This is a genomic window from Brevundimonas sp. (genome assembly GCF_035626535.1).
Lineage (GTDB): Bacteria > Pseudomonadota > Alphaproteobacteria > Caulobacterales > Caulobacteraceae > Brevundimonas.
Genome location: NZ_DASPNO010000054.1, coordinates 1 through 20,691, shown reverse-complemented (window position 1 = coordinate 20,691; position 20,691 = coordinate 1). Strand labels below are relative to the sequence as shown.

Annotated in this window: 18 protein-coding genes; 10 read left to right on the top strand and 8 right to left on the bottom strand. The window is 70.6% G+C overall.

Annotation, left to right across the window (positions count from 1 at the left end):
* The coding region (gene hutU / locus VEC04_RS08345) for a urocanate hydratase (protein ID WP_324775742.1) at positions 1-781 on the top strand (781 nt) is incomplete at its 5' end.
* Between the two features lie 2 nt (positions 782-783).
* The gene (gene hutH, locus VEC04_RS08340; RefSeq protein WP_324775740.1) at positions 784-2,310 is read left to right on the top strand and encodes a histidine ammonia-lyase; all 1,527 of its coding nucleotides are present in this window, start codon (positions 784-786) and stop codon (positions 2,308-2,310) included.
* A gap of 177 nt (positions 2,311-2,487) precedes the next feature.
* On the opposite strand, the gene fni is transcribed toward hutH, so the two are convergent.
* Positions 2,488-3,510, bottom strand: a complete 1,023-nt coding sequence (fni, locus tag VEC04_RS08335; protein ID WP_324775738.1) for a type 2 isopentenyl-diphosphate Delta-isomerase — start codon at positions 3,508-3,510, stop codon at positions 2,488-2,490.
* 25 nt (positions 3,511-3,535) lie between these two features.
* A complete protein-coding gene (locus VEC04_RS08330) occupies positions 3,536-5,368 on the bottom strand; it encodes a PPC domain-containing protein (protein WP_324775736.1) in 1,833 nt (610 codons plus the stop codon).
* Positions 5,369-5,463: 95 nt separating this feature from the next.
* Here VEC04_RS08330 and folD point away from each other — a divergent pair, with 95 nt between their 5' ends.
* The 5 genes from folD (at position 5,464) to VEC04_RS08305 (ending at position 9,453) form a co-directional block, all read left to right on the top strand.
* Positions 5,464-6,387: a bifunctional methylenetetrahydrofolate dehydrogenase/methenyltetrahydrofolate cyclohydrolase FolD gene (folD, locus tag VEC04_RS08325; protein WP_324775734.1), complete on the top strand. Its 924-nt coding sequence runs from the start codon at positions 5,464-5,466 to the stop codon at positions 6,385-6,387.
* A gap of 60 nt (positions 6,388-6,447) precedes the next feature.
* The gene (locus tag VEC04_RS08320) at positions 6,448-7,119 is read left to right on the top strand and encodes a LemA family protein (protein ID WP_324775732.1); all 672 of its coding nucleotides are present in this window, start codon (positions 6,448-6,450) and stop codon (positions 7,117-7,119) included.
* Positions 7,116-7,937, top strand: coding sequence for a TPM domain-containing protein (locus tag VEC04_RS08315; RefSeq protein WP_324775730.1), 822 nt, complete (start codon positions 7,116-7,118; stop codon positions 7,935-7,937). Before VEC04_RS08320 ends, VEC04_RS08315 begins: the two co-directional genes overlap by 4 nt.
* Positions 7,931-8,623: a TPM domain-containing protein gene (locus VEC04_RS08310; protein ID WP_324775728.1), complete on the top strand. Its 693-nt coding sequence runs from the start codon at positions 7,931-7,933 to the stop codon at positions 8,621-8,623. The genes VEC04_RS08315 and VEC04_RS08310 overlap by 7 nt, the downstream gene beginning before the upstream one ends.
* Before the next feature lie 95 nt (positions 8,624-8,718).
* Positions 8,719-9,453, top strand: a complete 735-nt coding sequence (locus VEC04_RS08305) for an endonuclease/exonuclease/phosphatase family protein (protein WP_324775726.1) — start codon at positions 8,719-8,721, stop codon at positions 9,451-9,453.
* Here the strand turns inward: VEC04_RS08305 and VEC04_RS08300 are convergent, their stop codons facing one another.
* Complete coding sequence (locus VEC04_RS08300) at positions 9,454-10,920, bottom strand: phospholipase D-like domain-containing protein (RefSeq protein ID WP_324775724.1); 1,467 nt, start codon at positions 10,918-10,920, stop codon at positions 9,454-9,456. It abuts the gene before it with no gap.
* Positions 10,921-11,100: 180 nt separating this feature from the next.
* Between VEC04_RS08300 and VEC04_RS08295 the strand changes: the two genes are divergently transcribed.
* Positions 11,101-11,289 carry a hypothetical protein gene (locus VEC04_RS08295; protein ID WP_324775722.1) on the top strand — a complete coding sequence of 63 codons (189 nt, stop codon included), beginning with the start codon at positions 11,101-11,103 and terminating at the stop codon, positions 11,287-11,289.
* Positions 11,290-11,404: 115 nt separating this feature from the next.
* Positions 11,405-13,936, top strand: coding sequence for a tipN (locus VEC04_RS08290; protein ID WP_324775720.1), 2,532 nt, complete (start codon positions 11,405-11,407; stop codon positions 13,934-13,936).
* A 13-nt stretch (positions 13,937-13,949) separates the two neighbouring features.
* On the opposite strand, the gene VEC04_RS08285 is transcribed toward VEC04_RS08290, so the two are convergent.
* Positions 13,950-15,104, bottom strand: coding sequence for an MFS transporter (locus VEC04_RS08285; protein ID WP_324775718.1), 1,155 nt, complete (start codon positions 15,102-15,104; stop codon positions 13,950-13,952).
* A gap of 142 nt (positions 15,105-15,246) precedes the next feature.
* Here VEC04_RS08285 and pip point away from each other — a divergent pair, with 142 nt between their 5' ends.
* Entirely contained in the window at positions 15,247-16,221 is a 975-nt protein-coding gene (gene pip / locus VEC04_RS08280) for a prolyl aminopeptidase (RefSeq protein WP_324775716.1), read from the top strand.
* Between the two features lie 96 nt (positions 16,222-16,317).
* On the opposite strand, the gene VEC04_RS08275 is transcribed toward pip, so the two are convergent.
* The 4 genes from VEC04_RS08275 to VEC04_RS08260 all read right to left on the bottom strand — a co-directional run bounded on the left by VEC04_RS08275 (position 16,318) and on the right by VEC04_RS08260 (position 20,636).
* On the bottom strand, positions 16,318-16,779 hold the full coding sequence (locus VEC04_RS08275; protein WP_324775714.1) for a DUF6173 family protein: 462 nt from the start codon (positions 16,777-16,779) through the stop codon (positions 16,318-16,320).
* A 29-nt stretch (positions 16,780-16,808) separates the two neighbouring features.
* Positions 16,809-17,966 (bottom strand): rod shape-determining protein RodA, encoded by a 1,158-nt coding sequence (gene rodA / locus VEC04_RS08270; RefSeq protein WP_324775712.1) that lies wholly within the window; start codon positions 17,964-17,966, stop codon positions 16,809-16,811.
* A complete protein-coding gene (mrdA, locus tag VEC04_RS08265; protein ID WP_324775710.1) occupies positions 17,963-20,050 on the bottom strand; it encodes a penicillin-binding protein 2 in 2,088 nt (695 codons plus the stop codon). Before mrdA ends, rodA begins: the two co-directional genes overlap by 4 nt.
* Before the next feature lie 67 nt (positions 20,051-20,117).
* Positions 20,118-20,636, bottom strand: coding sequence for a hypothetical protein (locus VEC04_RS08260; protein ID WP_324775708.1), 519 nt, complete (start codon positions 20,634-20,636; stop codon positions 20,118-20,120).
* Between the last annotated feature and the right edge of the window lie 55 nt (positions 20,637-20,691).

Below are 20,691 nucleotides of genomic sequence, written 5' to 3'. Positions count from 1 at the left end.
AGCCCGTGCCAGCATTGCGACGCACGTGCGCGGAATGCTCGAGTTCGTCCGCGCCGGCAGCTACGTATTCGACTATGGCAACAACCTGCGAGGTGAGGCCGCCGAGGCGGGCGTAGAGGAAGCGTTCACATACCCGGGCTTCGTCCCGGCCTATATCCGGCCGCTCTTCTGCCGCGGCGTCGGCCCGTTCCGGTGGGCGGCGCTCTCGGGGGAGCGCGGAGACATCGCTGCGATCGACGAGGAGCTGCGGCGGCTGTTCCCCGACGATGTCCTGCTCCAGCGGTGGCTCGAGCTTGCTCCCGAGCGCGTCGCCTTCCAGGGTCTGCCGGCGCGGATCTGCTGGCTCGGCTACGGCGACCGCGCCCGCGCCGGGCTCCGATTCAACGAGATGGTGGCGAGCGGCGAGCTCGCCGCCCCGATCGTGATCGGACGTGACCACCTCGACAGCGGCAGCGTCGCCAGTCCGTACCGCGAGACCGAGGCGATGAAGGACGGCTCGGACGCGGTGTCCGACTGGCCCCTGCTGAACGCGTTGCTGAACACGGCCTCGGGCGCCAGCTGGGTGTCGCTGCATCACGGCGGCGGAGTCGGCATGGGCTATTCGCAGCATTCGGGCGTGGTCGTCGTCGCGGACGGCACGCCGGAAGCGGCGAAGCGGCTGGAGCGGGTGCTGTGGAACGATCCGGCGACGGGGGTGATGCGCCACGCCGACGCGGGCTATGAGATCGCCAGGGACGCCGCCCGGGCCAACGGCCTCAACCTGCCGAGCCTGAAGGCCTGACCATGAACCTCACCATCGGCCAATCCCCGCTCACCCTCTCCCAACTGCGTGCGGTCCTCGAGGGGCCCTGCACAGTCTCACTGACCGACGCCGCCTGGGCCTGCGTCGACAAGGGCGCAGCCGTCGTCGCGGCCATCGTGGCCGAGGGCCGCACCGTCTATGGCGTCAACACGGGCTTCGGGCTGCTGGCCAACACCTCGATCGCGACGGACGATCTGGAGACGCTGCAGAAGAACCTCGTGCTGAGCCACGCCTGCGGGGTCGGGCCGCTGCTGGACGACGCGGTGGTGCGGCTGCTGATGGTGCTCAAGATCGCCTCCCTGTCGAAGGGGGCGTCGGGCATCCGGCGCGAGACGCTGGAAGCGCTGATCGCCATGGTCAACGGCGGCGTGCTGCCGTGCATTCCGTCAAAGGGTTCGGTCGGCGCATCCGGCGATCTGGCCCCGCTGGCGCACATGAGCTGCGTCCTGATCGGCGTCGGCGAGGCGCGGGTCAACGGCGCGGCCCTGCCGGCCGAGGCGGCGCTGGCGACCGTCGGGCTGAAGCCGATCGTGCTGGGCCCCAAGGAAGGACTGGCGCTGCTGAACGGCACCCAGTGCTCGACGGCGCTGGCGCTGGCGGGCCTGTTCGCGGCCGAGGCGGCGTTCGCGGCCGGGGTGGCCGCCGGGGCGCTGTCGGTCGACGCCCTGAAAGGGTCGGACGCGCCGTTCGATCCCCGCATCCATGCCCTGCGTGGCCAGCCGGGACAGATCGACGTCGCCGCCCGGCTACGCGAACTGATGTCGGGTTCGGCCATCCGCGAGAGTCATCGCGAGCGCTGCCACAAGGTGCAGGACCCCTACTCCCTGCGCTGCCAGCCCCAGGTGATGGGCGCGGTGCTGGACGTGCTGCGCAACGCCGCCGCGACGCTGGCGCGCGAGGCCAATGCGGTGACCGACAATCCTCTGGTCTTCATCGACGAGGGCGACGTGATATCGGGCGGCAATTTCCACGCCGAACCCGTTGCTTTCGCTGCGGATCAGATCGCCATGGCGCTGTGCGAGATCGGCAACATCTCCGAGCGCCGGACGTCGATCCTGGTCGATCCCAAGATGAGCGACCTCCCCGCCTTCCTCGTGCGCGAGAGCGGGCTGAACTCCGGCTTCATGATCGCCCAGGTGACCGCGGCCGCCCTGGTGGCCGAGAACCGGATGGTCGCCCATCCGTGCAGCGTCGACACCGTGCCGACCAGCGCCAATCAGGAAGACCACGTCTCGATGGCCACCCACGGCGCCCGGCGGCTGCTCGACATGGCCGAAAACACGGCGACGGTCGTGGCCATCGAGCTGCTGGCGGCGGCGCAGGGGATCGAGTTTCACCGGCCGCTGACCTCTTCGCCGACGCTGGAGCAGGTGTTCGGCATTGTGCGGGAAGCGGCCGCCGCCTATGGCAGCGACCACTATTTCGCGCCGGACATCGCCCGGGCCACCGATGGCGTGCGGGCGGGCCGATATCGGGCTTTCGCCGGCGACCTGCTGCCCTCGGCCTGAGCCTGTTCGATCTCGAGCGCCAGTTCATAGCGGCCGGTTTCACCGCCGCCGAGGCTGTTGGCCCGCACCGAATAGCGGCCGCCGCGGTGGAAGGTGTGTTGGAGCCGGGAGTCGGCGCCGGTGCCGAGCCGGTCGTCGTCCCGGCGCCCATAAAAGCTGATGCGACATCCGGGCGCCTCAGCCCTGAAGCGGAGCGCGCCTGAGGGCGGTGAGATTGGCCGAGCCGGTGCAGAAGCAGACGGTCCTCAGCTGGCGGATCACCGTCTGGAAATGCGCCACCACCGCCTCGGTCGAGACGGTCGCGGCCTTCAGCACCCCGGCCGCCTGCCCCACCATGTCGGCGCCGAGCCGGATGGCCTTGGCGGCGTCCACGCCGTCGGCGATCCCGCCCGAGCCGATGATCATCGTCCTGGGGCAGGCGGCGCGGACCTCGGCGATGGCCCGGGCGGTCGGGATGCCCCAGTCGGCGAAGGCGGCGGCGTGAGCCTTGTCGGCGGCGTCCGTGGCCCGCTCGCCTTCGACGGCCGCCCAGTTGGAGCCGCCCGCCCCCGCCACGTCGATCGCGGCGACGCCGATCGAGGCCAGCCGCCGCGCGGTGGCGGCCGAGATGCCGGCGCCGGTCTCCTTGACCACCACCGGCGCGTCCAGCGCCTTGACCAGCGCCTCGAGCGCCGCGCCGACGCCCCACCAGTCGCGGTCGCCCTCGGGCTGGCAGGCCTCCTGCAGCGGGTTGAGGTGCACGATCAGGGCGTCGGCGGCGATCATGTCGAGCACACGCCGCGCTTCGTCGACGCCGAAGCCGCGCGTCAGCTGGGCGGCGCCGATATTGGCGAGAATCGGGGTGTCGGGGGCCTTGAGCCGCAGCGCCATATCCAGCCCGGGCGTGACGCCCTCCGCCTCCAGCGCCGCCCGCTGCGACCCGACCGCCAGGCCGATGCCGAGATGCTGGGCGGCCTCGGCCAGCCGGGCGTTGATGGCTTCGGCCCGCTTGGGGCCGCCGGTCATGGAGCTGATCAGCAGGGGCGCCTTGAGCCGCCGGCCGAGGAAGTCCGCGCCGAGGTCGATCTTGCCGTGATCGAGGTCCGGCAGGGCCTCGTGCACGAAATGGATGTCGGCGAAGCCGCTGTCCCGTCGATGCCGCGCCTTCCCGGCCAGGATCACGTCGAGGTGCTGGTCCTTGCGGGCGGTGATCTTCGTCAAACGCTTACTCCGCCGGCGATGAGGGTCAGGGCTGCTTCTCGACAGTGAGGGCGTAGACCCCCAGCTGCCCCTGCTGGTAGGCCCCCGCCCGGATCTCGAAGGTTCCATCCTCCGGCGCGGTCCACTCCAGCCTGGCGTGGGTGTCGGTCAGGCCGTCGTCGTCGGAACCGAGGATCTCGAACTCGCCATCGTCCTTCTCGCGCCCGATGAGGAGGTAGCTGTCGACGTCGTTCGACACCATGGTGATGAGCAGCTTCTCGTCCTCGCGCACGGTGACGCGCCAGGCGTCGTAGTGGCTGTTGCTTTCGTTGGTGGCGTCGGTGGCCGTCAGCGTGCCCCACGCCGTGGAGCCGACCAGAAGGCTGCCGGGCTGCGGCTGGGGTCCGCGGTCGATCAGCTCGAGGGCATAGAGGCCCTTGCCCTCGCTGTTCAGCGGCAGGGCGCGCAGGACGTAGTCGCCCTCCTCCGGGAGGGTGAAGTTCAGCCGCGAGTCGGTGCCCTCCATCAGCCCGTCGTCGTCCGAGGCCAGGGCGGCGAACTCGCCGTCCGCCTTGCCGATCTGCAGGAAGGTGTCGAAGTCCCCCGACCGCATGACGGCCTGGATGCGCTGGCCCTCGACGCCGGAGAAGGTGAAGGCGTCATAGCCGCGGTCGTCGCCGTCACGCGGATCCCCCTCGCCGATCTCGCCCTGGACCGTGGAGCCGAAGGCGATGGGCTCCGGCGCGCGGTCCGGCTGCACCTCGACGATAGACAGGCTGTAGGCGCCCGTCCCGTCAGAGAAGGCCCGCGCCTCAATGATATAGGATCCCGTGCGCGGCAGGGTGAAGGTCAGCCGGGAATTGGCGCCTTCCGGCCCGCCGTCATCGTCCTTGCCGAGGCTGACGCGGTTCTCGTCGAACAGCTCGACGTAGGTGTCGAAGTCCTCCGAGGTCATGTCGATGCGGACCCGCTGGCCCTCCTGGCCCTCGAACCGCCAGGCGTCCGCCGGGCTGTCGCTCTCGCTCTTGCCGTCGCTTTCCGTCAGCTCGCCTTCGACGGTAGCCCCGATGGCGACGGGTTCGGCCGCCGCCGGAGGCGGGCCCTCCTCGAGACGCAGGCTGTAAGCGCCCTTGTCGGTCGCGCTCAGCGGGGTGACGCGGATCAGGTACTCACCCGTTTCCGGCGCCGTGAAGACGAGCCGGGAGTTCAATCCGGCGTCGGGGCCGTCGTCGTTCTCGGCCAGCTGAACAAAGGCGCCGTCCGCGCTCCGGCCGACACGCAGGACGGGGTCGAACGCCTCGCTGTCGAGCGCAATGGCGATGCGGTCGCCCTGCGCCGCCTGGACGCTGAAGGCGTCGTACGGCAGGCCGTCGTCGGTTTCCGGATCGCGGGCAGAGATCTCCCCCTCGACGGTCTGTCCCACGCGGACGGCGGTGGGTCGCGGAGCCTGCGGCGCCGGCGGACGCTCCGTCAGGCTGAGCGTGTAGGCGCCGCCATCCAGGCCGGACAGGGGCCGGGCCCTCAGAATGTAGGTCCCCGCCTCGGGCGGGGTGAAGCGGAGACGGGAATTGGTGCCTTCGCCGAGGCCGTCGTCGTCCATCGCAAGCGCCTCGGCCGTCTCGTCGGGCGGGAACACCTCCAGATAGGTGTCGAACGCCTCCGACCTCAGAACGGCCTCGAGCCGCTGGCCGGCCCGCGCCGTGACGGCGTAGTCGTCGTAGCGGTACGAATCCTCGACCGCGGTCAGGTCGCCATCCCCGATGGAGCCCTCGACAGTCGCGCCGACCGCCAGCGGCCGGACCGACTGGGCCAGTGCGGGGCCGGCGGCCAGGACGAGCGCCGCACAGCCGGCTGCGGCGAGGATGGTCTGACGGCGCATGCGGGTCCCCTGATTGCGGTCTGGATCATAGACGCCGAACCGCGCCGTCTGTAAATCGCGCTCACCGCACCATTCCTGACGACCGGAGCCCACTGATGACGGCCGATCCTGCCCGCGCGACCCTGATCGACGGCAAGGCCTTCGCGGCCGGGCTGGTGGAGCGCGTGGCCGCCGCCTCGGCCCGGCTTCGATCGGCTCACGGCGTGAAGCCGGGGCTGGCCGTGGTCATCGTCGGCGAGGATCCGGCGAGCCAGATCTATGTGCGCAACAAGGGCGAGACCACCCTGCGGGCGGGGCTGCGCTCCGACACCCATCGGCTATCCGAAGACACCGACCAGGAGACGCTGCTCGAACTGATCGCAGCGCTGAACGCGGACACGGGCATTCATGGCATCCTCGTGCAATTGCCCCTGCCGGCGCACATCGACGCGTCGGCGGTGCTGGGGGCGATCGATCCGGACAAGGACGTCGACGGCTTCCATGTGGTCAACGCCGGGCGCCTGGCCGTCGGCCTGCCGGGTCTGGTCCCGTGCACGCCGCTGGGCTGCCTGATGCTGCTCCGGCATGAACTGGGCGAACTGTCGGGGCTGAATGCGGTGATCGTCGGCCGCTCCAACATCGTCGGCAAGCCGATGGCGCAGCTGTTGCTGGGCGAGAGCTGCACGGTCACCATCGCCCACTCGCGCACCCGCGACCTGCCGGCCCTCTGCCGGACCGCGGACATCCTCGTCGCCGCCGTGGGACGTCCAGAGATGATCCGGGGCGACTGGATCAAGCCCGGCGCGACAGTGATCGACGTGGGCATCAACCGCGTGCCGTCGCGCGACCCGATGAAGGCGGCGCAGGGCAGGACGCGGGTGGTCGGCGACGTCGCCTTCGACGAGGCCGCGGACGTGGCTGGGCGGATCACCCCGGTGCCGGGCGGCGTCGGCCCGATGACCATCGCCTGCCTGCTGGCCAACACCTATACGGCGGCCTGCCGGAGGGCCGGCGTGGAACCTGAGCCGCTGGACGCTTGAACGGCGAACCCTAACCCCCGATAGTCGTTCTCCCGGGTCTGCACCTGTCAGGAGACGTCGATGAATTCCTTGAACTCCCGGGCGGCGGCTGTCGCCGCCGTCGTGGTTCTCGCGCCGGCCGTCACCGGCTGCGGCATCAACTCGATCCCGACCAAGGAAGAGGCGGCCAAGGCGCGCTGGGCCGACGTCCAGTCGCAGTACCAACGGCGCTCCGACCTGATCCCCAATCTTGTGGCTACCGTGCAGGGCGCGGCCATCGCGGAACGCACCACCCTGACGCAGGTGATCGAGGCGCGGGCGCGGGCGACCGGGGTCACCGTGACTCCCGAAACCCTGACCGACCCCGCGGCCTTCCGGCGCTACCAGGCGGCGCAGGGCGAGCTGAGTCAGGCGTTGTCGCGCCTGATGCTCGTCGTGGAGCGCTATCCGGAGGTCCGCTCCAACCAGAATTTCATCGCCCTGCAGTCCCAGCTCGAAGGCACCGAGAACCGCATCGCCGTGGCTCGCCGCGACTACAACGAGGCGGTCCGCGACTATAACACCTCGCTGCGGACCTTCCCGACGGTGATCTGGGCCAAGACGATCCACGGCGGCTCGGAGCCGATGCAGCTGTTCCAGGCCACCGAGGCGGCGCAGACCGCGCCCACCGTCAATTTCGACGCTCTCAATCCCGCCCGGCCCGGCGGAAACGCCGCGCCGACCGCCCCCGGCTCGGCTCCGCCGACGCAGTGAGCGCCGCGCACCGACATCCGACGATCCGGCTGGCGGCGCTGCTTATAGCGGCGCTGGCGGCGGTATGGCTGGCGAGCCCGCAAGACGCCGCCGCCCAAGGGGCCGGCGATGTTCGCTTTCCCGCCCTGACCGGCCGGGTCGTCGATCAGGCGGGCCTGCTGACGCCGGCGAAGGAGGCGGAGATCACCGCCCGGCTCGAGGCGCTGGAGCGCGACACCTCCGACCAGCTGGTCGTCGTCACCCTCGACAGCCTGCAAGGGCTGGAGATCGAGGACTACGGCTATCGGCTCGGACGGGCATGGGGCATCGGTCAGGCGGAGGACGACAACGGCGTCCTGCTGATCGTCGCGCCCGAGGAGCGCAAGGTGCGTATCGAGGTCGGCTACGGGCTGGAGCCGGTGCTGACGGACGCGCTTTCCGCCCTGATCATTCACAACGAGATCCTGCCCTCGTTCCGTGAAGGGCATTTCGAGCGCGGCATCGAACAGGGCGTGGCGGCCATCGACGCCCAGCTCCGCCTCGACCCGGCGGAAGCGCAGGCCCGCGCCGCGGCGGCGATCCGTCCGGAGGCGAAGGTTCCGGTCGGACCGATGATCCTGATCGGTGTGATCTTCTTCCTGATGTTCGCCGGCATGATCGGCGGCCTGGCGCGAGGCGGCCGGCGGCGGCACGGCTCCGGCGTGGCGCCCATCCTGATCTGGGCCGCGGCCGAGGCGATGCGAAGCGGCAGCCGCGGCGGAGGCGGCGGCGGCTTCGGAGGTGGTTTTGGCGGCGGCGGGGGAAGCTTCGGCGGCGGAGGCGCGTCCGGCGGATGGTGATCAAGCTCACATCAGAAGCCCACGATCGGATCGCGGCCGCCATCGCGACGGCGGAGACGCGCACGTCGGGTGAAATCTTCTGCGTCCTGGCCCGGAGCGTATCGTCCTATCGCGACGTATCGCTCGGCTGGGCGGCCGCGGCGGCGCTGATCCTGCCGCTTGGTCTCATCCCGTTCGGCTTCGAAGCGGCCTGGATTCCCGGTTTCGCCGACAGCTGGGAGGCCGCCCATCTGGCCTCCCGCGAGATCTCCACCGGACAGGCGCTGGGGGCCTACGCCGTGATCCAGGCGGTGCTGTTTCTCGCGGTCTATCTGATCACCCGCCTGCCGACGGTGACCCGTTGGGTGACACCGGCCGCCGTCCGCCGGGCGCGGGTGCGGAACGCCGCGGTGCAGCAGTTCCTCGCCCACGGCCTGCATGTCACCGAGGGGCGGACCGGCGTGCTGATCTTCGCCGCCCTTTCCGACCATCGGGTGGAGGTCGTCGCGGACGAAGGCATCCACGCCCGGGTCGATCAGACCGTCTGGGGAGACGCCGCCGAGGCCCTGTCGCAGGGCCTCAAGCGGGGCGACCCAGCGGCCGGGTTCGAAGCGGCGATCGGGCTGTGCGGCGAGGTTCTGGCGATCCACTTCCCGCCCCGCTCCGGAAATCCGAACGAGGTGGCGGACCGGCTGGTGGTCATCTGAAGCGTCGCCGGAACGCGCCGCCGGGGGGTCGCATTCCTCTTTGAAATGGCCTAGCCCGACCGCCACCGAGCGTCTCGGCCCGTTCCCAGGACTTCATGCCCCGCCTGCTGACCTACAATGTCCACCGCTGCGTCGGCGTCGATCGCCGGCTGGATGTCGGGCGGATCGCGGCGGTCATCGCCGAGCATGAGCCGGACATCGTCTGCCTGCAGGAACTGGATGTCGGGCGCGCACGGACCGGCCTCGTCGACCAGGCCGGAGCGATCGCCGACCGGCTGGCCATGACCTTCCACTTCCATGCCGCCATGAAGGTCGAGGCGGAGGAATACGGCGATGCGATCCTGACGCTGCGCCCCGAGCGACTGGTCAAGTCGGGCGCGCTGCCGACGGTCCGGGGCATTCCGGGACTGGAGCCGCGCGGCGCGCTGTGGGCGGCGATCGACTTCGACGGCGTCGAGGTGAACGTCATCAACACCCATCTGGGGTTGGTGCCGCGCGAGCAGCGGCTGCAGGCGGCGGCCCTGCTCGGCGAGGGATGGCTGGGGCATCCGTCGTGTGTCGGAGCCACCCTGCTGACCGGGGACTTCAACGCCACCTCGATCACCCGACCCTATCAGGCGCTGGCGCGGCGCCTGTCGGACTGCCAGCGCGAGCTGGGCCTGCGCCCCTCGGTCAAGACCTTCCCGTCCAGCTTCCCCGCCATCCGCATCGACCACTGCTTCACCAGTCCGGAGATCGTCGTGACCGCCGTGACGGCCCCGTTCTCGCCCCTCGCCCGCATGGCCTCGGATCATCTGCCGCTGGTGGTCGACTTCCGGATCAGGTCCTGATCAGGACCTGATCTGGCGCGGCTGATTGCGTTGCGAGCGGGTGCGGCGTTTCCACGGCCGGAAGGCGTCGGAGGGCGAGGTCGGGTCGCCCAGCTGGAACTCGGCGATGAACTGTTCGACCGACGACGGCGGGGTCGCGCCCAGCGTCTGCATACGCCCAGTGTCGAAGCGCTGGATGGCCTCCCCAACCGACCCCACCAGGGCCTCGGCGGCGGCGAACTCGTCGGCGCTCTCCCCGATCCAGTGGCCGATGGTGCGGTGGCGGAAGCGCCGGATGGCGGCCCTCCCCTCCTCCGTGACCGGGGCCGCCGCGACGTCGCACTCGGTGTCGAAGCCGAACGAGCGGTTGTTCAGGTTGGTCGAGCCGATGCGCAGCACCTCGTCATCGTAGATCGACACCTTGGCGTGCACGATGATCCGCTCGCCGCCCGCGGTATGCGGGGCGAAGGCGAAGAAGCGGTTGTTGCAGTCGGCCTGCTCGAGCCGGAACAGCACCTCCGAGCGGGCGGTGTCCATGGTGATCTGGTCGAACCAGCTGGGGCTCGCCCCGGTCGAAACGAGCACGACCTCCGGGCTGTCGGGCTCGGCCAGCCGCGCGGCCAGCGCCGCCGCGATCTTCGGCGAGGTGAAATACTGGTTCTCCAGATAGATCAGGCGGCGGGCCCGGCGGATCGCCTCGAGATGCAGAAGCTCGTTCTCGCGCACCTCGCTGCGCGCGGCCCAGGCGGGCTCGGTCCGGGCGATGCCGACCGGCGTGTCGAACAGGTCGGGCTCGACGCCGTCCGGCCACGGGTCGCCCTCGACGTCCTCGGCCACCGTTCGCTCGGAGGTGGAGCGGAACCAGCGCTCCCGCGCCAGGTCGCCAAGGGCTCGCGCCGCCGGCCCGTCCATGACGCACATGACCTCGTGGCGCGGCGACGGGATCAGGCCGGACGGCTGGCAGCGGCGGGGATCGCCGTCGAGGTGCTCAGCCGAGTCCCAGCGGTCCGTCGAAATGTCGCCGCCGCCGCAGAAGGCCACCGCGTCGTCGATGATGACCACCTTCTGGTGGTGGCAGGCGCCGAGGGGACCCGGACGGTCGAGGCGGAGTTCGACGAACCGCTTGCGGAACCAGCTCTGGGCCCGGTGCGGGAAAAAGCCCTGTGAGGCGGCGATGACCAGCGGCGACTTCCAGATCAGCAGCCGCACGTCGAGCTCGGGCCGCGCCTTGACCAGCATCCGGAGCTGATGGCCGATCTGCGCATGATGGTCGTCCGGCAGGGTTTCCGGATCCAGCCGCGTCCGCGGGTCGAACTGCCAGCCCAGCATGACCACGGACCTTTGCGCCTTGCCCAGGGCCGACCGCAGCGCGTCGAAATAGGCCGCGTTCTCCATCAGCACGGCGAACCGGCCGGCGATCTCGACCCGCCAGCAGTTCCGTCCCGGCGCCAGCCAGGGGGCCGTCTGTTCGTCCGTCGAAGGGTTCATGGAGGCAAGCTGACCGATTCGCATGACGGCGGCGTGCGCCCAAGCTTTACAGGACGCATGCCGACGGGTTCCGTTCCATGCCGCATCCGCTGTCGTCAACGGCGGCGATCGCCGCCGTGGATTGCCCGAACGCGGTTTTCAAGCCATACATCGTGCTCATTCTGGACGGGGAGGTCGGCGATGCAGGCGCTGATCGAAATGGTCATCGGCTTCATCGCCTTGCTTGCCGCCGCGGCCCTGTCGCAGTTCGGCCTGCAGGTGGACACGCCCAAGAAGTCCGAGCGCGAGGTTCACCGCGTCAACGATTGCGGCGACCCGCCCGCCGCGTCCGGCGTCATCGGCGCGGCTCGACCCCAGCAGGACTGCTGACGCCCCGGCGGTTTTGTCGGCGCTTGCCTTTGCGCGCCGCGAATGAGCCGCTAGGGTTCCGGCGGGTCGCGCGCCCCGGCTGCGCGACGTCGCATCCTGACGAGATCGCCGCCTTATGAAGTCGCCCCGCCAACGGCCGCCGCTGAACCTGACCGACCCCGAACCGGAGGCCGCCGCCCTCGCCGACTTCGAGGCCGCGCCGGATGCCGCGCCCGACGCGCCCGAGCCCCAGGCGTCGCCCGAGCGGCCCATGTCCGAACGCCGCAAGCGGCGCCTCGCGGAGGAGCGCCGTCAGGCCGAGGAGCGGGCCGCCGAGGCCGTCCGCCGGGAGGCGGCCGCACAGGCCCCCGCCGTCACGCCAGAACTGGGCGAGTCCGCCGACGCCCCGCCGGTGGCTTATGAGCCGCCGCCCGCGCCGGCCTTACGCGGCCGGCAGAGCGAGCCGGCGCCGTCCGGACGTCACGCCTATCTGCTCGCCGGCGTCTCGGCCGCGCTGTGGATCGGCGGGGTCGCGGCGTGGCTGGCCTTTGAGATCGGCTCGGGTGCGGCCGAAATGGAGCCGTTGCGGCTGGCGGTCTACGCCCTGATCGCGCTGGCGCCCGCCGGGCTGGCCATCATGCTGGCCCACGCGGTCCGGCAGGGCGCGGGGCTGGCGGCGGAGACGCGCCGGGCGCGGGGCCTGTCCGAGGCCCTGATCGCCCCGACCGCGCTGGCGGCGCAGCAGACCGGCGAGGTGTTGCAGACGCTCCGCAACGACATCGACCAGGCCTCGCTGGCGGCCGAGCGGGCCCGCCACGACATGACCCTGCTGCGCGAGGCGCTGGCGCAGGAGACGGCGCGGCTCAACGAGGCCGCCGAAACCGCCGGACGCACGGCGCGGCGGCTGGCCGAACAGCTCGGCCACGAGCGCGACCAGATGCAGACGCTGGGCGTCCAGCTCGACAGTCAGGCCACGGGCGTGATCGACGCCGTCGAGCGGCAGTCGCGCATGGTGGTCGACGCCTCCGATCTGGCCCAGACCCAGTTGCGCGAGGCCGAGGCCGCCCTCGCCGCCCGCGCCGCCGATCTGGCCGCCGCCGCCGGCGAGGCCCAGGACGCCGCCCGCGTCGCCGCCGACGATCTGGCGCGCCAGACCCTGCGGCTGGAAAACGCCGGCTCGGGCGTGGCCGAACAGATCCAGTCGGTCGAGGAAGGCCTCAGCCAGCAGCGCGCCGCCCTCGTCACCGCCGCCTATGCCCTGCGCACCGATCAGGAGGACTTCTCGGCCCAGGTCGAGAGCCAGCGCGCCCAGCTGACGGAGCAGCTGTCGGCCACCCGCGCCGTCACCGACGAGCTGGGCCAGACCTCGGTGCGGACGACGGAGAGCATCAAGGATCTGGTCGAGGCGGCCACGGACCAGTTCCGCGCCCTCGTCGAGATGTCCCAGCGCGAGGCCGACGGCTTCGACGCCGCCACCAAGCTGGCGCTGGACAAGTTCGAGGTGCTCGCCGCCGAGGCCCGCGACGCGCTGGTGGAGGAGACCCGCCGGGCGCTGGCGGCCCTGCAGGCCACGGCCGAGGACTCGCGGCTGGCCGCCGAGGACGCCGCCGAGCAGGCGCAGGTCCGGGCCGACCGGCTGGGCGAGGCCCTGTTCGAGGCCGCGCAGAAGGCCGACCAGGCTGCCGACGCGCGGGTCGACAGCGCCCGCCGCATCGTCACCGAGACCACCGGACTGGTCGACGAGGCCGGCCAGCGGGCGATCGAGCAGCTCGAGGCCACGGTCGAACGGATGAACACGGCGCTGGCGCGGGTCGAGGAGGCGATGAGCGAACTGGACGAGCGCGCCGCCCGGCTGCCCGGAGAGGCCCAGAAGCGGGTCGACGCCGTGCGCGCGACGGTCGAGGAAGGCCTCGCCGCCCTGTCCGCCGCCTCGCAGAAGGCCGCCGCCGATACCGAGGCGCTGGACGCCGGCTTCCAGGAGCGGGTGCGGCGCAACTACGACATGCTGACCGAGGCGGTGCGGCTGATGGGCGTGGTCTCCGGCGACAGCCCGGCCACTCGTCGCCGCGAGGCTCCCTCGCCGGCCGCCGCGCCGGAACCGGAGACGCCGCCGCGCGCGCGGCCCGAGCGGCCTGAGCGCGAAGAGCCCCGGGGCTTCGGCCTGCGCGGGCGGCTGAAGCTTGAGCCGATGCCCGGCGCAGCGGTGGCCAACCAGCCGGAGAAGGACCGGCTCGGGTGGAGCGATCTGGTCGACGACGGTCCCGGCGAGGCGCCGCTGGACCTCGACACTCCGGTGATGCCCGCCGCCGACGGCGAGGCTCTGGGCGAACGGATCACGGCGGCGATTCGCCGGATGGGGGTCGATCCCAACGCCCTGCTGCCCCGTTCGCGGGTCGAGGAGGCCTCGCAGGCCGTCGCCGCCGGCGATCCCGACCGGGCCCGGCAGATCGTGCGCCGGGTCGCCCCGGCGGCGGTGCGCAGCGTCTCGCGTCGGGTGCTGACCGACGCCGACCTGCGGGCCGACGCCGAGGCCTATGTGCGGACCTTCTCCAGCGACCTGTCGGCGCGGGCGGCGGCGGGCGACGCGCCCGGCGTGCTGGGACGACTGACCTCGGACGGCGGCCGCGCCTTCATGCTGCTGGACGCGGCCATCGGCGACCTGTCCTGACCGCCCTGCCCTGTCAGGCCAGTCGCCGCCGCAGGGGCGCGGCGGCGATCAGCCCGGCCAAGGCCATCCCCGCCATGGCCCAGTAGCCGCCGAAGCCGAAGCGGTCGTAGAGCGGGCCGGACGCCGCGGTGGCGAGGCCGATCAGCACGCCCGCCGACAGCACCGAGCTGAGCGTCTGGGCGGCCGTTTGGGCAGCTGGCGGCGACAGGCGTTCGACGATCTGGACGCCGGCGAGGAAGGTGGCGGCGAAGGTCAGGGCGTGCACGGCCTGCAACGGCCAGAGCAGCCACAGCGGGGGAGCGAAGGCCATGAGGCTCCAGCGCAGCACCGCGGCGACGCAGCCGACGATCAACAGGCTCCACGGTCCGATGCCGACGCGGCGCCGCCACGGCTCGAACAGCCACATCAGGGCGATCTCGACGGTCACCCCGAAAGCCCAGAGCCAGCCCGTCACGGCTTCGCTTATCCCCTGACTTTTCCACAGGATGGCCGAGAAGCCGTAGTGGAAGGCGTGGGCGGCCTGAACGGCGCCGATGGCGAAGATCGCGGTCATGAACAGGGGATCGGCCATCAGACGGCCGAGCCCGCGGAAACGTTCCAGTCCGGCCACGGGCGCGCCGTCGGCGACGGGCTCGGGCGGCAGGGCGAAGGCGGCGACGGCGGCCAGACCCAGAGAGGCGGCTACCAGCCAGACGATCACGCTGTCGGCCGGCGAACGCAGCAGCAAGGCGCCCATGCCGATATTGGCGACGACGAAGGCAGCCGAACCGGCTCCGCGCGGCAGGGAGAAGCTGAACCCGAGCCGCCCGGCCAGCCTGAGGGTCATCACATCGGTCAGCGGCACCAACACGCCCATGGCGGAGGCGCCGATGAACCATCCGATCGCTCGCACGACATAGAGGTCCGAAAGGCCGGCGAGCCCGTAGCCGGCGGCCATGACCAGCCCCATCAGGGCGATCGGCGTGCGCCGGTAGCGGAACCCGTCCGCCCATACGGCGAGCGCCGGCCCGGTGACGATCCGCGCCAGCATCGGCGCGGCCAGAAGGGTCCCGATCTCCGCGCCGCTCAACCCCTGCGCGCGCATCCAAAGGCCTGCAAACGGAAGGGACACACCGGTGGCGCCGAAGAGCAACACATACTGCAAAGCCATGCGTTGGGCGGCGGTCATGGCGGGCGAATAGCAGACGCGCGGGATTCTGTCGGCTAGCGTTCGCCAGACCGGCGATCCGGCTTGGCTTTTAACCGGCTTTGCCGCATTGCGGACGCAATCCCCCTCGCCTGACAGCCACGCAGAGAGACCGAGTACCCGTATGGCCTTCCCCGCGCCCGAAACGCCCCGTCGCGACCTGTTTCCCGAGATCGAACCCTACGCCAGCGGTTTCATGCCGGCGGACGGCGTGCATGAGATCTGGTACGAGGAATGCGGCAATCCGCAGGGCCTTCCGGTGGTGGTGCTGCACGGCGGCCCCGGCGGCGCCGTCAATCCCGGTATGAGGCGTTACTTCGACCCGTCGAAATACCGGATCGTGCTGTTCGACCAGCGCGGATGCGGCCGGAGCCGGCCCAACGCCTCTCTTGAGGACAACACCACCTGGACGCTGATCGAGGACATCGAGCGGCTGCGCGAACTGCTGGGCATCGACAAATGGGTGGTGTTCGGCGGCAGCTGGGGGTCGACCCTCTCGATGGCCTACGCCATCACCCATCCCGAGCGGGTGGCGGCGCTGGTGCTGCGCGGCATCTTCCTGCTGACCAAACCGGAACTTCACTGGTTCTACCAGGAGGGCGCCTCGAACATCTTCCCCGACGCCTGGGAGCGGTTCATCGCGCCGATCCCCGAGGCCGAGCGCTATGACCTTATGGGGGCCTATTACAAGCGGCTGATCGGCGATGACGTGGCCGAGCGCGAGCGCTGCGCCGTGGCCTGGTCGAGCTGGGAGGGCGAAACAGTCAGCGTCGAGGGCCCCGAGGCGCGGCCCGACAAGTTCGCCGAGCCGGAGTTCGCCGTCGCCTTCGCGCGCATCGAGAACTGGTATTTCACCAACGGCGGCTTCTTCCCCGAGGAAGGCTGGCTGCTGAAGAACATCGGCCGCATCCGACACATTCCGTGCTGGATCGCGCAAGGGCGCTTCGACGTGGTGACCCCGGTCTCGGGCGCCTGGGCGCTGCACCGGGCCTGGCCCGAGGCGAAGCTGGATATCGTCAAGGACGCCGGCCACGCCTCGACCGAGCCCGGCATCATCGACAGCCTGGTGCGGGCGACGGACTGGGCGGCTTCGCTCTAGGCGTCAGGCAACAGGCAGCAGGGCGTTCGAGGGCCGCCTGAGGTCGTGACACAGATGTCACTGCTGCCTGCTGCCTGCTGCCTGATGCCTATTGCCTCACTTCGGATTGGTCTTCTGGACCATCTCGGAGAGCTGGAAGCCGATGCGGCGGGCCGGGCGTTCTTCAGGTTTCTTGCGGACGTCGAGGAAGACGTTGATCTGGGCGTAGTGCTGGATCAGGCGCACCGGTTTGCCGTCTGCGTTCTTGCCCAGGAACAGGATGAAGTCCGGCCCCCAGAAGCCGACGTCGTCGATCGACATCGTGCCGTCGCCGGGCAGGCCGACGATGCGGGCGCCGACCTCCTCGTCGCGGTCAAGTCCCTTCTCGAAATCCTCGATCAGTTTGGACAGGCGCACGAAGGCCCACTCGGCGGGGTTCTCGCGCATGCGGACGCCGTCGGTCAGGGCCGCGGTCTGTTCAGGCGTGGCGGCCGGCAGGACGGGCTCGGGACATGGGGCGTCGCCGCAGTCGGAGACGAACAGCGGCGTGGCGGCGGAATCGGCTTGGGCTTCGGTCATGGTCCGAGCCTAACGCGCCAAGCGACCGATCAGAACAGCCCGTGCCCCTTGGGCAGTTCGGCGTAGCGGTGGACCCGGGTCGACAGGACCAGGCCAAAGCCGATCATCACGGTCATCATCGAGGATCCGCCGTAGGACAGCAGCGGCATCGGCACGCCGACCACGGGCGCCATGCCCATCACCATGGCCCCTTTGATCAGCACGAACAGGGCGAAGAAGGCGGTCATGCCGGCGGCGGCGATGCGGCCGAAATGGCTGTGGGCGAGGGAGGCGATGCGCAGGGCGATCAGGATGACCGCGACATAGCAGGCCAGCAGACCGAAGGATCCGATGAAGCCGAACTCCTCGGCCACAGTCGAGAAGATGAAGTCGGTATGCCGCTCGGGCAGGAATTCGAGCTGGCTCTGACTGCCCAGGCCGTAGCCCTTGCCCAGCACCCCGCCGGATCCCAAGGCGATCTTGGACTGGATGATGTTGTAGCCGGTGCCGGACGGATCGGCCTCGGGGTTGAGGAAGGTCAGCACCCGGTTCCGCTGATAATCGTGCATCACGAACATCACGAAGGGCGGGATGATCGCGACCGCCGCCGCGGCGCCGGCGGCGATGACTCGCCAGCTGAGTCCCGCGACGAACATCACAGCCGCCCCCGTCAGGCCAATGATCATGGCCGAGCCGAGGTCAGGCTGTTTGGCGACGAGGATGAAGGGCAGGCCGACCATGCCGGCCGGGATCAGCAGCTTCCACGACCAGCGGGCGTCCTGGGCGGAGTGGTTGTGATACCAGCGCGCCAGGGCGAGGACGAGGCCCAGCTTGACGAACTCGGCCGGCTGGATGCGCGTGACCCCGAGATCGAGCCAGTTCTTGGCGCCGCCCGCGGTATAGCCCAGCGGCGTGAACTCGATCAGCAGGAGCAGAACGAGCACGAAGCCGTAGAGCGGATAGGCCCCGCGGAACCACCATTTGGGGTGGATCAGCGCCAGGCACAGCATGACGATCACCATCAACCCGAAGCGAACCAGATGGTCGGCCGCCCACGGCTGCCACTGGCCGCCCGCGATCGAATAGAGCATGGCGCCGCCCGTGCCGGCGATGACGCACAGCAGGCCGACGAGCCGCCAGTCGAGCTCGGTGATCTTGGTCGAAATCCGGTCGCGCTCGCCGGGACGGGTCAGGGCGGAGGCGGTCATCGGCTCGGCTCCGACAAATAGGGTCGCGGACCCGAGGTGGCCGTGGGCGCCGGCCGCGGCGCCGGCGGGCGCGCGACCTCGGCGGCGGCCGCGCCCGTAACCTCGCCGCCCGGCCCCGTCCCGGCCTCGCCTTCATCGGCGCCGAGGGGCGCCTCGGCCTCGGGCGGCAGCGGCCGTTCGATGCGGGCGCGCATGTCCGGGTCCTTGAGCAGGACGGTCTTCATGATCTCGCGCGCCCGGGGCGCGGCGTCGGCGGAACCGCCAGCCGGCGCGTGCTGGATGATCAGGGCGATGGCGTAGCGCGGCGCGTCGTGCGGGGCGAAGGCGACGAAGAGCGCATGGTCGCGGCGCGACCACTGGGCATTGCGAGGGCCCCGGGACTCGCCCGCGCGGTAGTCGCGCGACTGGGCGGTTCCGGTCTTGCCGGCCATCTGGATGTCGCCGAGTCCGAGCTGGGAGGCCCGGTAGGCGGTGCCGGTGACGTCGTTGGCCACCGCGGCCATGCCGCCCCGGACGATGTCGAGGTGTTCGGTCGAGAACGGCAGGTCGGCGAAGGCAGGCGCCTGGGGGCGCGCCTCGCCGCCCACGGCCTTGACGAGCCGCGGCTGGACCGCCTTGCGGCCATTGGCGATGCGCGAGGTCATCACCGCCAGCTGCAGGGCGTTGACCTCAAGCGCCCCCTGCCCGATCGCCACCGACAGGGTTTCGCCCGGGAACCATTTGTAGGCGTCCGGATGGGTCGCCTTCACCGCGCGCGAATACTCCGCCTTCCAGCGCTGCGACGGGACGGTGCCGTCGGACTGGCCGGCGATGCCGATCTCATAGACCTGACCGAAGCCGAGGTCCTCCGCCACCCGTGCGATCCGGTCAATGCCGGCGCGATTGCAGAGGTGGTAGAAATAGGTGTCGCACGAGTTCTTGATGGCGTTGTGCATGTCCATCGCGCCGTGGCCGCCGGCCTTCCAGCAGCGGAAGGTGCGGTTGCCGTAGCGATAGCCGCCGGTGCAGGTCACCCGCTCCGTCGGATCGATGCCCGCGTCGAGCAGGGCCAAGGCCGTGGTCATCTTGAAGGTCGAGCCCGGCGGGAAGGTGCCGTAGATGGCCTTGTCCAGCAGCGGCTTGCGTTCGTAGTCGCGCAGGGCGTTGTAGATCTTGCCGGGCACGCCCCCGACGAACAGGTTCGGGTCGAACGACGGGGCCGAGACCATGCACAGGATGTCGCCGTTGCGGACATCCATGACCACGCAGCCGCCGGACTCCTCGCCATAGACCTCGAGGGCGCGGTTCTGCACGTCGGCGTCGAGGGTCAGGACGACATCCTTGCCGGGCACCGGCGGCTTCGATCCGCCGATGTCCTCGGCCACCACGCGGCCGCGGGCGTCGACCTCGACGCGGGTGCCGCCGGCCTCGCCGCGCAGGTCGGCGTCGAAAGCCTTCTCCACGCCCTGGCGGCCGATGCGGAAGCCCGGATTGTAGAGGATCTCGGGCACCTGCTCGCCGCGCTCCTCGATGGCCTTGATGTCCCGGTCGTTGGGCTTGGCCACATAGCCGATGACGTGGGCGAACGAACCGCCGAAGGGGTAGAAGCGGGCCTCGTTCATGTCGGCCATCACGCCCGGCAGCTCGTTGGCGTAGAGATTGACCCGGGCGAACTCCTCCCAGGTCAGGTCGCTCTTCACCGGCACGGGCGAGAAGCGCGGCGCGGCGTTGACGTCGCGGATGATCGAGCGGCGCCGGTCCATCGTGTCGGGCAGCAGGCGGCCGAGCAGGTCGAGGGTCTGGTCGAGGTCCTTGGTCTCGTCGCGGACGACGAGCACCCGGAAGCTGGGCCGGTTGCCGGCGATGACCACGCCGTTGCGGTCGAGGATGCGTCCCCGGGGCGGAGGCACGAGGCGGAAGTTGAACTGGTTGTTGGTGGCCAGGGTGGCGTATTCGCCGGCCTGCACGACCTGCAGTTGGGCCAGCCGGGCGGTCAGGGCCACCCCGCCGAGCGTGGTCAGCCCGCCGACCACGAAGGTCCGGCGCAGGAAGGACCCCTGCCGCTCGTTGGTATCGGAGAAGAAGATCGACGGTTCCGAACTCATCCTCCGGCACTCCGTGCCGGAGCTTCGGAGGACAGGCCCGGTCCTGCGTAGCCTTGGCGAAGAAGGGTCATCGGAACCTCACGTCGCCGTCCTCGAAGCGCTCAATCAGGCGATGCGCAAAGGGGAAGAGCAGCAGGGTCGGCAGGATCTGGAGGAAGACGGAGATCAGGCTGGCCGGGGTCGGGGCGATGAAGGCCATGACCACATAGGCGAGCACAAAGGCGAGCAGGCAGCAGGCTGCGTACCAGACGAACAGCACCGCCGTGTCCTGTCCGGCCAGGAAGCTGCGCGAGGCCAGCACGACGCTGTAGATGGCGAGGAAGGTCAGGCCCCAGAGCCCGAGCGGGCCGTAGGTCAGGATGTCGAGGAGCACGCCGAGGGCGGCCAGCACCAGCGGCGCCAGCACCGACGGGCGGATCAGCGGCCAGGCGAAGGCCAGCACCATGGGGATGACGGGCTCGGGCAGGTGCAGGCCGAACAGTTTGACGGGGGTCTGCAGGACGATGGTGGCCGCAATGGCGATCAGGGCCGGATAGACGATCCACTGCATCGGCCCGACGACGCGGACCGCGACGGGCCGTCTCATTCGGTCCCTCCCGTCGCGGGAGCGGCGGCCGGGGGCGCCGCCACCGGCGCCGGGG